This window comes from Candidatus Neptunochlamydia vexilliferae, from assembly GCF_015356785.1.
GTDB classification, from domain to species: domain Bacteria; phylum Chlamydiota; class Chlamydiia; order Chlamydiales; family Simkaniaceae; genus Neptunichlamydia; species Neptunichlamydia vexilliferae.
On the sequence record NZ_JAAEJV010000003.1, the window covers coordinates 1 to 16,666 of the forward strand.

Consider the following 16,666-nt stretch of genomic DNA (forward strand, 5'->3'; position numbering starts at 1 on the left):
ACTGGGCGTTTTGGGTCCAGATGTTTTTGATTTTGAGGAGGAGGGTGGCGGCGCTTCCATGTGTGGGGGAGAGGAGGGTGGAGAAGGATTTGACGAGGAATTCTTCTCCGGGACTTAGGGGGTTGAACTGGGCTCTTTTGAAGAAGATCCCTTCGAGTTGGGTGACGGCGCTGGCGCCGTAGAGGTTGGTTTTTTTTCCTTGCCCCTGTTTGCCGATGGAGCAGAGGCGGCGGCCGAGTTTCTGTGGCAGGCGTAGGGGTGGGGCGCCGTTTTGGCAGAGGAGAACGGGACCGGCGAGTTTGTTGAGTCGTTTATTGGCGAGCTGGTTGATGATGTCTTGTTTGAACTGGTGATAGTGCTGGATGAGGCTTTTGATTGCTTGCTGATGTTTCCTAAGGTCGGGTCTTTCTCGGGCGGCTTTTTCGAGCTTTTTGATCTGTTGGTTGATCCTTTGGAAGTAGGGGTGGTTGTTGGAGAGCCTGAGGCGTAAAAGCTTGGTGAGGCGGGTCTGAGGGCCGTCGGGGGCTTTTTTGGAGAAGAAGCTGGTGAATTTTTCGAAGAGGTTCTCCTCTTCTTGGGGTGCGCTTGAGAAGAAGGTGTGGGTGAAGAGCACTTCTGGGCGGTGGAGGGTCTTGAGCCACTGGGGATCGACGTTTTTTTCGGCAAGCTCATAGAGGAGCTTGCCGAACGGATCTTCTTTTTTGGAGAGCCTATTGATCGCAAGCCCTAGGGCTGCGCGGTCGGAAATGTAGCTGGAAAGGATCGGGTTGGAGGGGGTGTGGGTTGAGGAAGAGCTTGAAGAGGCCATAGAAATACTCCTTAGTTTGGGGCTAATGCTTTGCAAATAGAAAATTATTTTATGGATCTAATCTTTTTTTGCAAGGAAAAACTCTTTGGAATACTATGGTGTGAGAAGGATCGTAAGAGGTAAATGTCATGACTTTTTTTCCAGAACCCCTTCGCCCTTCCGAAGGGCGTAAAGAAGAAGAAATCCGCGTGAGTCCTATTGAAGCCGATAAGCGGGAAGAGGATCGCTCGTACCAGGAGGGGTTCAAAAATGATTGCGGATTAAAGACCTATGTAGCTTTTTTGATGTTTTTAAAAAAGGAAATCCAGGGAGTTGCCCTAGGGAAATCTTCTCTTCTACCTGAAGAGACCGAAGCCTTACGAAATCTTTTCCGCCTTTTAATGGATGCAAACCAGAGTGAAAACGAACTGTTTTGTGGAGCTTTTTCCGAAGCTTGGAGTCGGTTTCTCCAGAATGTGCAAGTCCTTGAGCATTTACCTCAAAAAAATCGGAAAACCCTCAAAAACCTTAGAGAGTTGATCGAAGAGGTCGATAATTACCCCCCAAATGAAGACCATAAGCTTGGTTTTTACCTCTCCAAACAGGTGGGAAAAGCCTGGCTCCCGACCCCCTTTCGTCAGATCCTTAGGCACTTGTTTACCGACCACCGTCTTTACGGGGAAAATAGCACCCTTTCACGTTGGGTTGCCCTCCTTGACAATTTTTACTAAAGACTTTATAGTTATATTGAATTTAATGGGAAATAGTAGAACCTAAATAACCACAAGGAACTCATTCACTTATGGATCCTGTAAGCATAACGGTCAATTGGTCTCAGATAGGGGGGCTCCTGGTTGGAGTATTAGGGCTATTAGGTTGGTTCTATAAACTGCTTTCTAAAAAATTTGACAGGATAGAGTTTAGGTTTGAAAAAATAGATGCGAAATTTGAAAATGTCGATTCAAAGTTTGAAAACATGGACTCGAAGTTTGAGAGCATAAATTCAAAGTTTGAGAGCATAAATTCAAAGTTTGAAAACATAAATTCAAAATTTGAAGCTATGGACACAAAATTTGAGAATAAAATCAATCAACTCCGCAGCGAAATGCAATCCCAAAACGGGCAGCTTCGCAATGACCTTAATCAGCTTAGAACTGAAATGCATCAAGGCCTTTCTGGGTTACAAAACTACATTTTACTGGGTAGAATCGATCAGACTGTTAATGAGGGTCTCGAAGTTGAAAGACGAAAAAACAAAAAGTAAGGACCTATTTGTCTTTACATGAAATACCCTATTCTTAAAGGAACTTTTGACATCCTCCCTGATCAACCTAAGAAAGAAGATCAGTGGAAGGAAACGGCACGGTGGCAATATGTCGAGTCTGTCATGCGGCAACTCGCAGAAGATTATGGCTACCGAGAAGTCCGCACGCCTGTCTTTGAAAAAACTGAGCTATTCGTTCGAGGGGTTGGCGAAACCTCTGACATTGTCACCAAAGAAATGTATACCTTTCAAGATAAGGGAGAGCGGTCGATCACCCTCCGCCCTGAAGGGACCGCTTCGGTGATGCGCGCTTTTGCTCAAGGACAACTGCAGCAACTGGGTTCTCACCACAAGTTTTTCTACATTGGCCCCTTCTTCCGCCATGATCGCCCCCAGGCTGGCCGGTTTCGACAGTTCCACCAGTTCGGAATTGAAGCGATCGGAAATAAAGAGCCCGAACAAGACTTGGAAACCATCGATCTCCTCTATCAACTTTATCAAAGGTTGGGCCTTACCGATCTGCAGGTGATGGTCAACACCCTTGGCGAACCTTCTTGCCGCGAAACCTACAAAAAAGAACTTCTTGCCTATTTGAAACCCCATTTCGATTCCCTTTCAGAGGAAAGTAAAGCCCGCTTTACAAAGAACCCCCTGCGGATTCTTGATTCAAAGGATCCTAAAGAAAAAGAACTGCTCCAATCGGCCCCTTCTATCCTCGACTTCTTAAGCTCAGAAAGTGAAAAACACTTCGAAAAGCTCTGCAGTTTACTTAAAGACCAAGGAATCCCCTTTACGATCGCTCCCCAACTGGTGCGGGGACTCGACTATTACAACCATACCGTTTTTGAAGTGACCTCAGGGGTTCTGGGTGCGCAAAATACCATTGGCGCCGGGGGACGCTACGATGGTCTCCTCCCTGCAATTGGAGGACCCGACCTCCCTTGCATCGGCTTTTCAACAGGGATCGAGCGGATCCTCCAAACGATGGAAGGGCAAAACGCCCCTTTTCCTGAGAAAAAAGGTCCTTTTGTCACCTTTATTCCCCTTGGAGAAGAGGCAAAAAAGGTGGCCCTTAAACATCTCTACGGTTTACGCCACCAAGGGGTATCTAGCGCACTCATTTTTGCTAAAAAAATCCAAAAGGCACTTCAGCAAGCGGAACAATCTCACACAACCTTTGCGATTATTATCGGGGAAGAGGAGCTTGCTAAAAATAAAGCGCAAGTCAAAGCAATGAACCTGCGCACCTCCCAAGATATCCCCTTAGATACCCTTGTTGAATTTTTGACTAAAGAGCGGAAAAAAGATGGACTATAGAAGAACGCATACCTGCAACGCACTCCGAAAAAAAGAGATTGGAAAAGTGGTGACCCTATCGGGATGGGTCCACCGAAGACGGGACCATGGAGGACTTATTTTTATCGATCTTCGTGACCGGTTTGGACTCACGCAACTCATCTTCGATCCCGAAATTTCCAAAGAGGCACACGTCACAGCCTCCAGCTTAAGGGCAGAATGGGTGATTAGCGCCGAAGGGAAGGTGCGGGCGCGTGGAGAGGGACTGACAAACCCCCAGCTTGACACGGGAGAGATTGAGATCGAGGTGACCACCTTTGAAGTCTTGTCGAAAGCTAAAACGCCCCCTTTTTCCATTTGTGATGATACAACTGAAACCCATGAAGATATCCGCTTAAAATATCGCTACCTCGACATTCGCCGCGGCGGAGTTGCAAAAAAACTTGCCATGCGACATCAGGCGATGATGGCCACCCGCTCCTTTTTTAATACCGAAGGTTTTTTAGAGATCAACACCCCGATTATGGGACGTTCCACTCCAGAAGGGGCCCGCGACTACCTCGTCCCCTCACGGATTTATCCAGGCAATTTTTATGCGCTTCCCCAGTCTCCTCAAATCTTTAAGCAACTGCTAATGGTCGCAGGGATGGACCGCTATTTCCAGGTTGCCCCTTGCTTCCGCGATGAGGACTTACGCGCTGATCGGCAACCTGAATTTACCCAAATCGACCTGGAGATGAGCTTTGCCTATCCAGAAGATATGACCACCCTCATTCATCGCTACCTCAAAGATCTTTTTAAAGTCTGCCTTGATTATACCGTTCCCGATGAGATCCCTTCGATGAGCTACCACGACTGTTTGGAGTATTATGGAACCGACCGTCCCGATCTGCGTTTCGGTATGCCTCTTGTTCGGGTTGATGCAATCGCTAAAGCCTCAGAGTTTTCGGTCTTTAAGGAGCAGTTAGAAAATGGGGGCTGTGTCAAAGCACTTTGTGTGAAAGGGGGCGCCACCATCTCTCGAAAAGAGATCGATAGATATACCGAATTTGTCTCAAAATTTGGCCTCCGCGGCCTTGGGTGGATGAAAAGACAAGAAGAGGGACTTACCTCTAGCATTGTCAAATTCTTTTCTGCAGGGCAGCTCAAAGAGTTAGAGGAAAAAACAGGGGCCCAAACAGGTGATCTTCTCCTCTTTGCAGCAGCAGGTGAAGCAACTGTTAACCAATCGCTTGATCACCTGCGCCGCCTCATCGCTAAAGAGCGGAACCTGATCAACCCCGACGCTTATAACTTCCTTTGGGTCAATGGTTTTCCCTGTTTTGAGTGGGACGAAGATGAAAATAGACCCCAGTCACTCCACCACCCCTTTACCATGCCCCACCCCGACGATCTCCACCTTTTAGAGACCGATCCCCTAAAGGTGCGTTCCCATTCCTACGATATCATTATCAATGGTTACGAGGTAGGAGGAGGGTCGCAACGGATCCACGATTTTGAAGTGCAAAAGCGGGTTTTTGACGCCTTAAAGATTAACGCCGAAGAAGTTAACCAAAAATTTGGTTTCTTTATAGAGGCGCTTCAGTATGGCACTCCCCCCCACCTAGGGATTGCCCTTGGGTTTGACCGCCTGATGATGTTACTCACTAAAACAGAGAACATTCGTGATGTGATCGCCTTTCCTAAGACACAAAAGGCAAGTGACGTCATGATGCAGTGTCCTGCATCGGTGAGCCAAAGGCAACTCGATGAGCTTGAGGTTTCTATTGGTACGCATTCAGGGGGGCAATTCCCAGCAAAGCGGAAGTAGGCACCACATCTTTTGCACCGCACTCCTCCCCTATAGCGCCTGCGGCTATGGGGTCGTCATTTGGCACAAAATCTGTAGCGCCTACTCCGCTTTCCTTAGGAATGCACCCCCTGAACGCGTACCTACTCGAGAGCCAAAAGAAATCTCTTGGATATAATTCACCAGTTCAATACAGTGGAACCTTGAAACTAAGCGTTATTTAGGAGAATTTGACGTGTTTGCAAAAAAGAAATTTTTATTTGTTTTCACCCTTATGGCTTCTCTACTTCTTACAGTAGGTTATGGAGAAAATAAAGAAGAAGCCATTGCAGAAAAGGAAACCAAAGAAGAAGTTGATATCGATAAGATTTCAAAAGCCTTTGGCCACCTCATTGGAAAAAACCTCGATTCTCTCGGATTTGAGTTTAATATGACCGATGTCATCAAAGGAATCGAAGATTCCCTTGCTGGAAAAGAGCCACCGATGAACGAAAATGAGTGTGTCCAAGCCATTTCGATTGTGCAGGAGCAGGCCTTCCAAAAGCTTGCCCAGGAAAACCTCGAAAAAGCAGATCATTTCATGACGGAAAACGCCAAAGAAGAGGGTGTTGTTCAGCTCGAGGAAAATAAGCTGCAGTGCAAGATTGAGCGTCAAGGAGAGGGAGCGGTTGTTGAGGAGTATTTTTCTCCTGTGATTCGCTACTCAGGAAAATTCCTAGATGGCAAGGTCTTTGGAGCTTCCCAAGAAGATGAGCTGGTTGCCCTAGACGAGGTGATCCCTGGCTTTAGCAAAGGAATCATCGGGATGAAGGAAGGCGAAAAGCGAACCATTTATATCCACCCCGAGCTAGGGTATGGAACCAGTGGTTACCTTCCCCCTAACTCTCTCCTTGTCTTTGACATCGAACTTGTCAAAGCCAACGCAACTCCTCAGGAAGAAGAGTCGATGACAACCATCCCAAGCGAAGAAGCGAAGGAAATTGCCATCGATGATGAGGAAGCTATTCGTTAAACCTAGGGGTGCGCAATGATCATTATCCTCTGCCACCCCCAAATTCCTGCAAATACCGGTAACATCGTCCGCACTTGTCATGCCACAGGAAGTGAGCTTGTGTTGGTCCACCCACTCGGGTTTAAGACTGATGACAAAAGCTTGCGTCGCGCTGGCCTTGACTATTGGGAAGGGGTGAAGGTGACCATCATCGATGATCTGATGGACTACCTAGAAAAAGCCCCCTATCCCTTCTATTTTTTATCGAGTAAAGCGACCAAATTTTACTCCGAAGCAAAGTTTGAAGAGCGCTCGATTCTCATTTTTGGCTCTGAGGTCGCGGGGCTTCCCCCCGAATTTTTCGAGCGGTGGCCCGAAAAGTTCCTCACCATCCCCATGAAAGAGGGGTGTCGCTGTCTCAATTTATCAAATGCCGCAGCGATTGTCCTCTACGAAGCTCTCAGACAAAATCTTTATTTGTTGAGTTAACGTTAGCATTGTATAAAAATTACTCTATAAACCAGCTGACAACTCTACAGAACCATATATAGACCTGTCGGGGGCTACGCCCCCCGCCACCCCCGTTGAGCTTCAAGCGAACAGTCAAATCGGACCTTCAGGAGGGGGGCCGTGCGAAGCACTGATCCACCCCTCCTTCATGCCAATTTTACAGGTTCGCCCTGAAGCCGCGGACAGCTCACCGCGTTCGTTTCTGCGCCCTCCGGGCTTGAACTCACGTCAGTTCGCTGGAGAAGAAAAAAAACTCTCCAGCGAACGGACATGGCTTCGAAGCCGGAGGCGGAGAAAAGCCATGCTGTGAGCTGTCCGCGGCTTCAAGATGGCTGTGCAAAATCGATCTGAACGAGTGGGTGGATCAGTGCTTCGCACGGCCCCCCGAGGAAGGTCGATTTGGCTTGCCAGATTGAAGCTCAACGGGGGTGGCGGGGGGCGTAGCCCCCGACAGGTCTATATATGGCTCTTTGGAGTTTTTAACTGGTTAATTTCCTAAGTTTGCCTCCAAACAAACCACCACTTCACTTTGCGAAAAGAAATAAAATCGCTGATAAGACTAGGCTGAAAATAACCGATGTGGTTACAGGGATGATCACCTTTGTCTCATTCCAATCAATTGAAAAGTCACCCGGAAGATGACCGATCCAGTTTAGAGGAATATCAAAGGTAAGAAGCGCTCCGATAATGATAATACAGAGCACTGTAAGTCCAATGAGCCTTCCCATTTACGCAGAAAGGGCAAAGTCTTTAATGGCTGCTGCATCACGGAGGCCAACAAGGCGGTTTTTCTCTTCTCCATCCTTATAAAGGATGAGCGTCGGAACCGAAGTGACATGATGCGCTTTTGCTGTCACATGATTTTTATCGATATCAAGTTTTGCAAATTTCACTTTTCCCTTAAGCTCTTCGGAAACTTCCTCCAGAACAGGGGAGAGCATCCGACAAGGACCACACCACTCTGCAAAAAAATCAATGACTGTGACTCCTTCCTTGATCAAAGCTTCGAAACTATCGTCTTGTACTTCTTCCATTTCATCTCCTTAAATGTTGTTCCATCATTTTAGAAGATCTTGCTATTTCAGTCGAGTTTTTCTGACTCAAGTCAGAGGTAATTCATTAAAGGGATTCTTGAGAAAGTCGCTTTCCCCAGATTTTGCAAGGAGGACAACAAAGAAATTCCCCCTAGGAGGAGCTTAACCAATCCATTTTAACCCGGAGTGCTACTAATATCAATTGAGGGGACTTTCGATTTTTTTTCAGGTTTATGGGGGCAAAATGACCACATACTCCAATAGATTAGGGGTCATTTTGTCCCTCTGAACCTGGAGGAAAAGAAAAATCCAAACAATTGACAGTAGTAGCACTCCGGGGTTTAAGGTGTTATCTCTGACTCAAGTCTTGAAAGGCGCGTTTCAATGGCATCGAGCTTTTCTTTAAAGTTGCTCTGCTCATCTTCAAGCCGAGTCAACCGCTCTCGACACTCCTTCGAATACTTCTCCATCGAGGATTCTACAAGAAGAGGGGTGATCTCATCTCCTTCAAACCCAAGAAGCTTTCCGACTGTCACATCGCCTTGAGTATACTCTTCAATTCTTTGAGCAAGTTCTATTGAAGGTTTTCTCTCTCTCCGAATCAATTGGTAGAGGTAAGAGGTTGAGATATCCAGGTCTCCTGCGACCTGTTTCACTGAGAGGTTGTTCTTAAAAAGGTAGTCTTTCATATTCTTACTTCGTAAGAGTTATTGTTCAAAATCATATTAAACATAAAAAATTACCTTTTTTATTGATTGCATAATGATTGTGCTTTTTGCACAAATAACCGGTTAAATGGAACTTAGACAAAATTTTTATGCTTTTTCCCTCGGTACAGGATGTTTTTCCTAAAACAATTTCAGTATAAATATTGTTTTGATTTTTGTCAGCGATTACAAAAATAAACGTTTTCGTAAATAAAAAGAGGCGTTTATTTTACTAAACAGTAAATTAATAAGGCGTTTTTAAGGAAATTAGGGGGGAATCCCTTCTGCCCCTTCTTCGTACCACTTGCGCAGTCCGTTGAGCGTTTCTGTGAGTTTCTGCGCAATGAGCTCTTGAGCCTCTTTCCGATCCATATCTGCGTAATCTTTCCAGTCGATGGGCGACCCAAAGATAACAGCTGTTTTCCCCCATAGCTTGGGGAGTTTTTGATCCCGACTCCACGCTTCATAGGTTCCATGAATATAGGTGGGAAGGATCACCGACTCACTTCTAGATAAAAGAAGACCAATACCTGGTTTAATTTCTTTCAGGATATTGTCTCTTGAGCGGGTTCCCTCAGGAAACATCAACACTTTATCCCCTTTTTTGAGCATGAGACAAACATCTTTCATTACTCGGAGGTTGGTCGCCTCTTGCTGAACAGGATGAGTATTTAAAGCGGCGATCAATTTCCCAAAATAGGATTTAAAAAGGGAGCGTCTTGCAAGAAAATGAACTTCTCCAGGACATGAAATCGCAACAGCAGGAGGATCTAAAAAAGAGACGTGATTTGCAGCAATGAGTGCGCTCCCTACAGGATAATGATCCACTCCATAAACCTTATGATGATAAAAGATTTTGAAAAAACACGTGATCACAAAGATGGTAAATCTATATAGAAGGGTCGGCTTTTTCATTTTTTAGCCCTTTTATGAAATTCTGTTTCCATCTGCTCTACCACCTCTTCAATGGTTATGTCAGAAGTGTCGACTAAAATAGCATCTTCTGCCTGTTTAAGTGGGGCAAGCTCTCGTGAAGAGTCAAAGGCATCGCGGTTTTTAATTTCACTTAAAATTGTTTCATAGGAAAAGGATTGATCGGGAAATTTTTCTTGGAGCTCTTTAAAACGCCTTTCTGCTCGCACTTCAGCGCGCGCTGTGAGGAAAAACTTCAGGTGAGCATTGGGAAAAACGATCGTTCCCAAATCTCTTCCTTCAAAGACAACATCGGTCTCTTTCGAAAAGTTTACCTGCATCGGCTTTAAGGCTTCACGGACCTCTTCCAAAGCAGAGACTTCAGAAACAATTGCTGTCACCTCTTTTGTTCGAATCGCCTTTGTCACATCGGTAGCGCCTACAAAGTAGTGTTTACTCCCATCAGCCATCCGGATTTCAAAGGTAAAATCCTTTAAAAGAGCCGCTAAAGCCTCCTTATCTTGGTGAGAGATGCCGGTGGTGAGGACTTGCCAGCTAATCGCTCGATAAAGAGCTCCTGTATCAAAATAGGTAAAGCCCAAGGCATCTGCAAGTCTTTTTGCAACGGTTGATTTCCCTGTCCCCGCCGGGCCATCAATTGTAATAGTTGTCATGATGATGAACCTATCGGTAAATTATAATATTCTTGATTTTCAATTGATTTTCTAGCAAATTTTTGGAAGCTGATTTGAGCACATTGTTTAAAAAACAAGGGCAAAAAATCAGCTTCCAAAAAAGTGCAGAAAGGATGGAAAGAAAGGGTATTAGAGTTTACGGATAGGTTCATGAACACACATATAAAAAGAAGTAAATGACGGGGGTGGTAAAGAGTAGAGAGTCAAGCATATCTAAAATCCCTCCAAGACCAGGGAGGCGATTGCTATCTTTGACGTCAGCATTTCTCTTAAAGAGTGACTCCCCTAAATCGCCAACCTGTCCCAAAAAGCCCAGGAGCGCGCCAAGCCAAACGCTTTCAACTAATGAGAGGTGAAGGTTGGGCATCCATCCCTTTAAGAGATAAAAAATCAAACTAAAAGTAATGGCTGAGCAAAACCCCACAATAGCTCCCGTCACCGTTTTTCCAGGACTCAGCTGTGATGCCAGTTTCCGATTTCCAAAGAGGCGCCCTCCAAAATAGGCTCCTACATCGGTAATCTTTGTCACCACAAGCAAATAAAGGAGCCAAAACCGCCCTTCATGCTCTACTTTACAGGGACTAACAAGGTAAAGAATTTTGAGGATCAGCCCTAAAGGAATCGCCACATAGCAAACACCAAATAGGCTCATTGCAATTGAGCTGATCGAGTCGGTAATTTTATCGAAGTGGTAGATAAAGAAGAAAATCGCCCCTAGGAAAATAAGGATAAAGGGGAGAAGAGCAAAAGTGGAATCAAATGTGGAGACAAAAAAGCCAAGAATCGTCAAAGCCCCCACAGCGATACATAGCTCCGTCAACCCTTTTTTTGTTGTGAGCCTTGCTAAACGGCAATACTCCCAAATTCCCATGCCACCAACCCCTGCAGCAAAAAGAGCAATCACCCATTTTACAAGGGGAACATAAGAGAAAAAAAGAATAGAGCCCAATATCGCTAAGGAAATGATCGAAGTTATAAACCGTTTTGATAAATCTTGAAAATGCATTTAGGTGCCAAACCTCCTGCTCCGGTTTTGATATTCTATGATTGCTTCAAGGAGATTTTTTTTCGAAAAATCGGGCCAAAGCACATCGGTTACATAAATCTCACTATAGGAAATTTGCCAAATTAAGAAATTACTCACCCTTTGCTCCCCACTTGGTCGAATAAGAAGTTCGGGATCGGGCCAAGGAGCCGTGTCTAAGTAAGAAGAGATCGTCTCTTCAGTAATGTTTTCCCATTCAAACTCACCACGGGCAGCTGCCTTTTCCATTTTGAGCATCGCCCGCCGGATCTCATCTCTTCCCCCATAGTTTAGGGCAAGGACCAGGTCGATCCGATCACAATTTTTTGTCGCTTGAATCGTATCCTCTAAAGCTTTTTTGACAGGGGATGGAAAGCGCTCAATATCTCCAATTGTATGGAGCTTCACTCCCTCTTTTACAAGTTCTTCCCTTTTGTTAATAAGGTAAGCCTCTAGGAGTTGCATAAGCACCTCTACCTCATGGGGAGAGCGATTCCAATTTTCTGTTGAAAAGGAGTAGGCTGTTAACGTTTTGATCCCAAGTTCTGAAGCGGCGCGGACAATGAGATCAAGGTTTTCAGCCCCATACCAGTGCCCCATCTCGCCTGGTTTCCCCTGCTTTTTTGCCCACCGCCGGTTCCCATCCATGACAATCGCAACATGGTGGGGAACGAGTTGCGGATCAACCGCAGCAAACTCTTCTTCGGTATAGATCGGCTCTTCTATCGCCTCTGTTACATTTACGTTATTACCCATTCCCAAGAATTCTACCTTTTTTAAGATTTTTGTCGATGGTTTTCATAGCAAGTATGCTAAAAAATATTTCTTTGCTCTATCGATTTTTCTAGACATAATCACCCAAAATTAGGTAGGATACCCCTTTAAGAAAGGATCTATTTAGACGATGAAAAAGCAGAAAAGATGGCAGTTTGCCCTGATAGCCGTTGTTGTAATTCTTACAATCTACAACATCCTCCCCACAATTAGTTTTTATGCACGCCCTTTAAAAAGCCCGATCGGGGAAAAAGAGGCGACGACAGTTGCAAAAGGGGCGATGGAGCGGGTCAATGCCTTAGAAGATGAAGCCCTGAGCTGGATTAAATCCTACAATAAACTTTTGAAATTGAATGCCACTTCGGTCACTCTCGATGCCGATAATCCACAGCTCATTCATGTCGAATATGGAACGGTTGAAGATGCCAATGCGATGAGAAACCGCCTCCCTAGAGCAGGTGCTTTGATCCCTTTCATCCCTGCGCAACTTGCTCTTGTGCCCCACGAGAAGGAGACCGAATCCTCCACGGTTACAATCCAAAGAAATATTCCTATCCATTTCGACAAAGCGCAGGCCGAAGAATATTTTAAATTTACCAAAAAACGGGATGACACAGGGGCCATCGCTCCCCTTTACCACGAAATTGTCGATGATCGACTCATGCAACTCGGTCTTGCCGTTGGAGGAATCAGCGAAAATGCCCAATATATGGAAACCGCCCTGCACCATCAAGGCAACCCTCGTATTGGAGAATTTTTTCAAGTCCTCACCCAAAATGTCTTGACCTATGCCAAAGTCTTTGGGGAAAGCTCTCCAATGGCAAAGCGCTACTACGCTACCCTCACCCAGGGGGAAATCGACAATAGACGGGCAACAGTTGCCCAATTTACAGCTTCCCTCGAAAACTACCGCGATCGGATCAAGCTTGACCGGATTACCTTTGAAAATAAAGAGGTAAAAGCCCGGGAAACAGGGGGATTCTTAGAGTCTCAAGAAACGCAACAACTCGACTACTTACGGTCACGCGAAGACCACCTGACCTCTGCCATTGGGATCTTAAAGCGACAAGCAGCAGCTTTTGCAAGTGGCCCAGCCCCTTGGACCTATGCACAGCTTAAACAAGACCTTGCTCAGTCAGCCTCTATACCCAAACAAGTTCAAGAATTGGGAATTTCCCAAAGCCAGCGCCCCAGATTTAGCTCTCTCGAAGCAGTCCCCTATCTAGAAGATAGGGGCGATGCAGAGGGAGTTAAAGATGGGAATGCTGGCGCAGGCAAAAACCAATTATTGAGCTTGTTTGGGTATGAAAATGGGATTCAAACCCTGGATGCCAGTAGAAAAAGTCCCCTCATAAAATCGATCATCATCGATTGGAATAATGAAACGATCAACCTCGAGCTCCACCAAGATGTTTTTTCCTACAAAAAAGAACTAGAGCGGTCTAAGTCTTATTTAAGTGACTCTCTTGATCAACTCATTTATAACGAAATTGCGCGGATCTCTCGAGAAACGGGAGAAGAGCTTAAGCCAAACCTTCACGCTTTTTCTATTGAGTTAAGCGACCTCACAAATAGCAGCAGCCTCCTTGTGATGAACCTAGGAGCAATTGCCAAGCAGCAAAGTCAGCAACTCCTCCACCTCCTAAAAACAGAGTGGACCCCTTCCCACCCCGATTTGAAGCGAAGCGCCTTCCCCATTTATGACTACGAGACCTTTAAAAACCTCCCCCCTCGCGCTCAAAAAATTGGCCTTGTGATTTACTCCCCTGCCCAATTTGAAGGAGAGCCTCCTGCGGGCTTTAGACGGAACTCCGTTTACGTCATCGCAAAGGGAACTCAGGAAATTTTAAACAAATTGAGCAGCCACCCCGACTCCAAAGAGGCGCAAGCCTTCATGAAAGACTTTGGCCAGCTCCGTACTCTTTTACATAACAACGGCTTTGGAGGATACCCCGGAACCACCTATCCTTTAAGCGCTGCATTTGCAAAAGACTTTATCTTTGAAGCAGAAGATTTTTATCACACCGTTTTAAATGCAACACGGGAAAACTTTCATGTTCATGGAACACGAAAGTTTGCAACGCTTGAGTTCACCAATGCTGAACAACGGATTTTATCCCTTAACCGGATTGAAACAGAGCAGCATGAGAGTCTTCTCAAATGGCGCGATGAGTATCAAACCGCTCAAGTAAGCACCGATCTTCATGCAAAACATGATGTTCCCGCCCCTACAAAAAACCCGCTATGGAGCAACTTAGCTCTTAGCGCCCGGAAATACTTCCGAGGTGACGAAAGGAAAATCCTCCACTGGGGACTCGACCTTTCTGGAGGAAAAACGGTTCAAATTCAGCTCCGCGACGCCAATAATAAAGTGGTCACAAACGATGCCGACATCAAGCAAGGGATCGACGAGCTTTATCAGCGGGTGAATAAGATGGGTGTCTCAGAAGTGAGCATCCGCCAAGAGGGCTCCAATATCACCCTCGATTTCCCAAGCGCTCAAGGACTTTCAGCAGCAGACCTTGTTAAAGCCTCTTCGATGTACTTTCATGTCGTCAACGAAAAGTTCACGGGTAACAACCAAGATTTAGCTCCAGCTATTCACCAATTCCTCCAAGGGGTCTGGAATGAAGCTGTTGTCACCAACCGAAAAGATGTCGAAAGCCTCAACCAAATCGCTTGGAAACATCTCTATGGCGATACGATGGATACCGAAATGGCACAACCGGTCAGTGAAGCGGCTAAAATCCTTTATAGTCAAGGCTTACGCCTTGCCTCCTCTAATAATGAGGGATCGACAAGTCAGTTTAACGATGGACTCTCTAAGATTGCCGTTTTCCGAGGTGATAACTACGCTGATTGGCAAGGGCAACCTTACCCCCTTCTTATCGTGATGAAAAATTATGCCTTAGAAGGATCTAACCTCACCAATGTCCATGCTGGCTATGACCCCTCTCAAGGAAATTTCCTCGCGTTTAACGTCAAGGGATCGCAGACCTTTTCTGATGGGCAAAAAATCAATCCAAGAAATGAGCTCTATACTTGGACATCTCCTTTTTCAAAGGAAAAGATTCAAGGGACCCCCCTTAGCAAATTTTCCAAAGGGAATGGTTGGCGCATGGCTACGATCCTCAATGGCTCGATTGTCAATACCGCAGCTATCAGCTCTCCCCTTAGAGATAACGTTTCTATTTCAGGAAAGTTTACTCAAAGGGAAGTGAACCGACTAGAAGCTGACCTCAAGGCAGGCTCGCTTTCTTTTGCCCCCCATATTTTATCTGAAAAGAATGTGAGCCCTGAGCTCGGCCTTAAAGATCGAACAATGGGAATCATTGCGACGATCCTAGCCTTGGTTTTAGTGATTTGTGTCATGGTAGGTTACTACCGTTTTGCAGGGGTAATCGCTTCGGTTGCTGTCCTCTTTAACCTCCTCATCATTTGGGGCACCCTCCAGAATATCTCAGCAACAGTCACCCTTGCGGGAATCGCAGGGATTATTTTAACGGTCGGAATGGCGGTCGACGCAAACGTCCTCGTCTTTGAGCGGATTCGAGAAGAGTTTTCCGTTTCAGGAAGAATCGCTTCTGCCGTCCATGCCGGTTATAAAAAAGCCTTTTCAGCGATCTTAGATTCGAACGTCACCACGATCATTGCCGCTTTAATCCTCCTCCAATTTGACTCAGGACCGATCAAAGGATTTGCTGTGACCTTGATCATTGGTATCGCCTCTTCGATGTTTACCGCCCTCTTCTTAACCCGCTACTTCTTCTCAAGATGGGTCCAAAACCCGAAGAACAAAGCGCTCAAGATGGCAAACCTGATCAAGAAGACCCATATTGACTTCTTAAAGAGAGGCAAGATCTGCCTTTACAGCGTGATTGCCCTTGCCCTTGTGGGTGGTTACCTCCTCGTTTCTCAAAGAAGCTCGATGTTTGGAATGGACTTCACAGGAGGATACACCGTCTCTTTAGAGGTCGAAGCAAAGAAAGATCCCGACTATAAGGATAGCGTTCAAAAAGCGTTGATTGCTGCTGGCATCTCAGCTCAAGACTTCCAAGTCCGCTCTCTATCCCCTTCCAATAATTTGAAAATTCTCTTAGGGAGAGGGTTGGACCAGTCAGGAAAACCATTTTACAAGATGCCTCTTGAAGTGGAAAACCGCGGAGCTGCTTACGCCTACCAAAATAACCCCCGCCTTGTGTGGCTTGTCGACGCTCTTGAAAAAGAGGGGATCGCCATCTCATCAGAGTCGCTAAAGAAGTTAGATAGCAGCTGGACAAGTATCAGTGGTCAAATGTCCAATGCAATGCGGAATAATGCACTCCTAGGCCTTTCGATCGCCCTTCTTTGCATCTTGGCCTACATCACCTTCCGCTTCGAATTTAAGTATGCGATCAGTGCCACACTGGGGCTTGCCATCGATGTTGCTGTTACCATCGCCCTCATGAGCATCCTCCATGCATTGGGCGTTCCGATTCAGATCGACCTCAATACGATTGCTGCCCTTATGACAATCATCGGATACTCCCTCAACGATACGATCATTATTTTTGACCGGATCCGTGAGGACCTAAAACAGATGAGAAAACATTCTTTCAAAGATGTTGTCAATCACGCTCTTAATGTCACCCTTAGCCGAACGGTAATGACATCGGGAACGACCCTCGTTGTCCTACTTGCCCTCCTCTTCTTAGGGGGAAGTGCCATCTTCGGTCTTTCTCTTGTGATGGTGATCGGTGTTGTCTTTGGAACTTTCTCCTCTCTATTCGTTGCTGCTCCCCTCCTTCTTATGTTCCATAAAAAGGAAAAAGCAAAAAACGGAAAAAGTGCCATGTACGAAAATTAAAATGGCCAAAGTCACAAAAAAATGGTACCATCTTTTG

General features: G+C 45.8%; 15 protein-coding genes. 7 read left to right on the forward strand and 8 right to left on the reverse strand.

What is annotated here, in order from left to right:
* On the reverse strand, window positions 1–808 hold an 808-nt coding region (locus NEPTK9_RS01080), incomplete at its 3' end, for a hypothetical protein (RefSeq protein ID WP_194846982.1).
* A 128-nt stretch (window positions 809–936) separates the two neighbouring features.
* On the opposite strand from NEPTK9_RS01080, the gene NEPTK9_RS01085 reads away from it, so the two are divergent.
* From NEPTK9_RS01085 to NEPTK9_RS01110, 6 genes are all read left to right on the forward strand, one after another.
* Window positions 937–1,518, forward strand: coding sequence for a hypothetical protein (locus NEPTK9_RS01085; protein WP_194846983.1), 582 nt, complete (start codon window positions 937–939; stop codon window positions 1,516–1,518).
* A gap of 71 nt (window positions 1,519–1,589) precedes the next feature.
* Complete coding sequence (locus tag NEPTK9_RS01090; protein ID WP_194846984.1) at window positions 1,590–2,051, forward strand: hypothetical protein; 462 nt, start codon at window positions 1,590–1,592, stop codon at window positions 2,049–2,051.
* Between the two features lie 18 nt (window positions 2,052–2,069).
* Window positions 2,070–3,368, forward strand: a complete 1,299-nt coding sequence (gene hisS, locus NEPTK9_RS01095; RefSeq protein WP_194846985.1) for a histidine--tRNA ligase — start codon at window positions 2,070–2,072, stop codon at window positions 3,366–3,368.
* The gene (gene aspS / locus NEPTK9_RS01100; RefSeq protein ID WP_194846986.1) at window positions 3,358–5,157 is read left to right on the forward strand and encodes an aspartate--tRNA ligase; all 1,800 of its coding nucleotides are present in this window, start codon (window positions 3,358–3,360) and stop codon (window positions 5,155–5,157) included. Before hisS ends, aspS begins: the two co-directional genes overlap by 11 nt.
* 214 nt (window positions 5,158–5,371) lie before the next feature.
* Complete coding sequence (locus NEPTK9_RS01105) at window positions 5,372–6,148, forward strand: FKBP-type peptidyl-prolyl cis-trans isomerase (protein ID WP_194846987.1); 777 nt, start codon at window positions 5,372–5,374, stop codon at window positions 6,146–6,148.
* A gap of 15 nt (window positions 6,149–6,163) precedes the next feature.
* A complete protein-coding gene (locus NEPTK9_RS01110) occupies window positions 6,164–6,616 on the forward strand; it encodes a tRNA (cytidine(34)-2'-O)-methyltransferase (RefSeq protein WP_194846988.1) in 453 nt (150 codons plus the stop codon).
* Between the two features lie 545 nt (window positions 6,617–7,161).
* Here NEPTK9_RS01110 and NEPTK9_RS09945 read toward each other — a convergent pair.
* From NEPTK9_RS09945 to uppS, 7 genes are all read right to left on the reverse strand, one after another.
* Window positions 7,162–7,365 carry a DUF2905 domain-containing protein gene (locus tag NEPTK9_RS09945; protein WP_420887659.1) on the reverse strand — a complete coding sequence of 68 codons (204 nt, stop codon included), beginning with the start codon at window positions 7,363–7,365 and terminating at the stop codon, window positions 7,162–7,164.
* Window positions 7,366–7,671: a thioredoxin gene (trxA, locus tag NEPTK9_RS01120; RefSeq protein WP_194846990.1), complete on the reverse strand. Its 306-nt coding sequence runs from the start codon at window positions 7,669–7,671 to the stop codon at window positions 7,366–7,368. It lies immediately after the preceding gene.
* Between the two features lie 341 nt (window positions 7,672–8,012).
* Window positions 8,013–8,360: a helix-turn-helix domain-containing protein gene (locus NEPTK9_RS01125; RefSeq protein ID WP_194846991.1), complete on the reverse strand. Its 348-nt coding sequence runs from the start codon at window positions 8,358–8,360 to the stop codon at window positions 8,013–8,015.
* 285 nt (window positions 8,361–8,645) lie between these two features.
* Window positions 8,646–9,206 carry a 1-acyl-sn-glycerol-3-phosphate acyltransferase gene (locus tag NEPTK9_RS01130; protein WP_194846992.1) on the reverse strand — a complete coding sequence of 187 codons (561 nt, stop codon included), beginning with the start codon at window positions 9,204–9,206 and terminating at the stop codon, window positions 8,646–8,648.
* An 83-nt stretch (window positions 9,207–9,289) separates the two neighbouring features.
* A complete protein-coding gene (gene cmk, locus NEPTK9_RS01135; protein ID WP_194846993.1) occupies window positions 9,290–9,964 on the reverse strand; it encodes a (d)CMP kinase in 675 nt (224 codons plus the stop codon).
* Between the two features lie 169 nt (window positions 9,965–10,133).
* Window positions 10,134–10,991: a phosphatidate cytidylyltransferase gene (locus tag NEPTK9_RS01140; protein WP_194846994.1), complete on the reverse strand. Its 858-nt coding sequence runs from the start codon at window positions 10,989–10,991 to the stop codon at window positions 10,134–10,136.
* Window positions 10,992–11,765, reverse strand: coding sequence for a polyprenyl diphosphate synthase (uppS, locus tag NEPTK9_RS01145; protein ID WP_194846995.1), 774 nt, complete (start codon window positions 11,763–11,765; stop codon window positions 10,992–10,994).
* Between the two features lie 148 nt (window positions 11,766–11,913).
* Between uppS and secD the strand changes: the two genes are divergently transcribed.
* A complete protein-coding gene (gene secD, locus NEPTK9_RS01150) occupies window positions 11,914–16,629 on the forward strand; it encodes a protein translocase subunit SecD (RefSeq protein ID WP_228546948.1) in 4,716 nt (1,571 codons plus the stop codon).
* The last annotated feature ends 37 nt before the right edge of the window (window positions 16,630–16,666 follow it).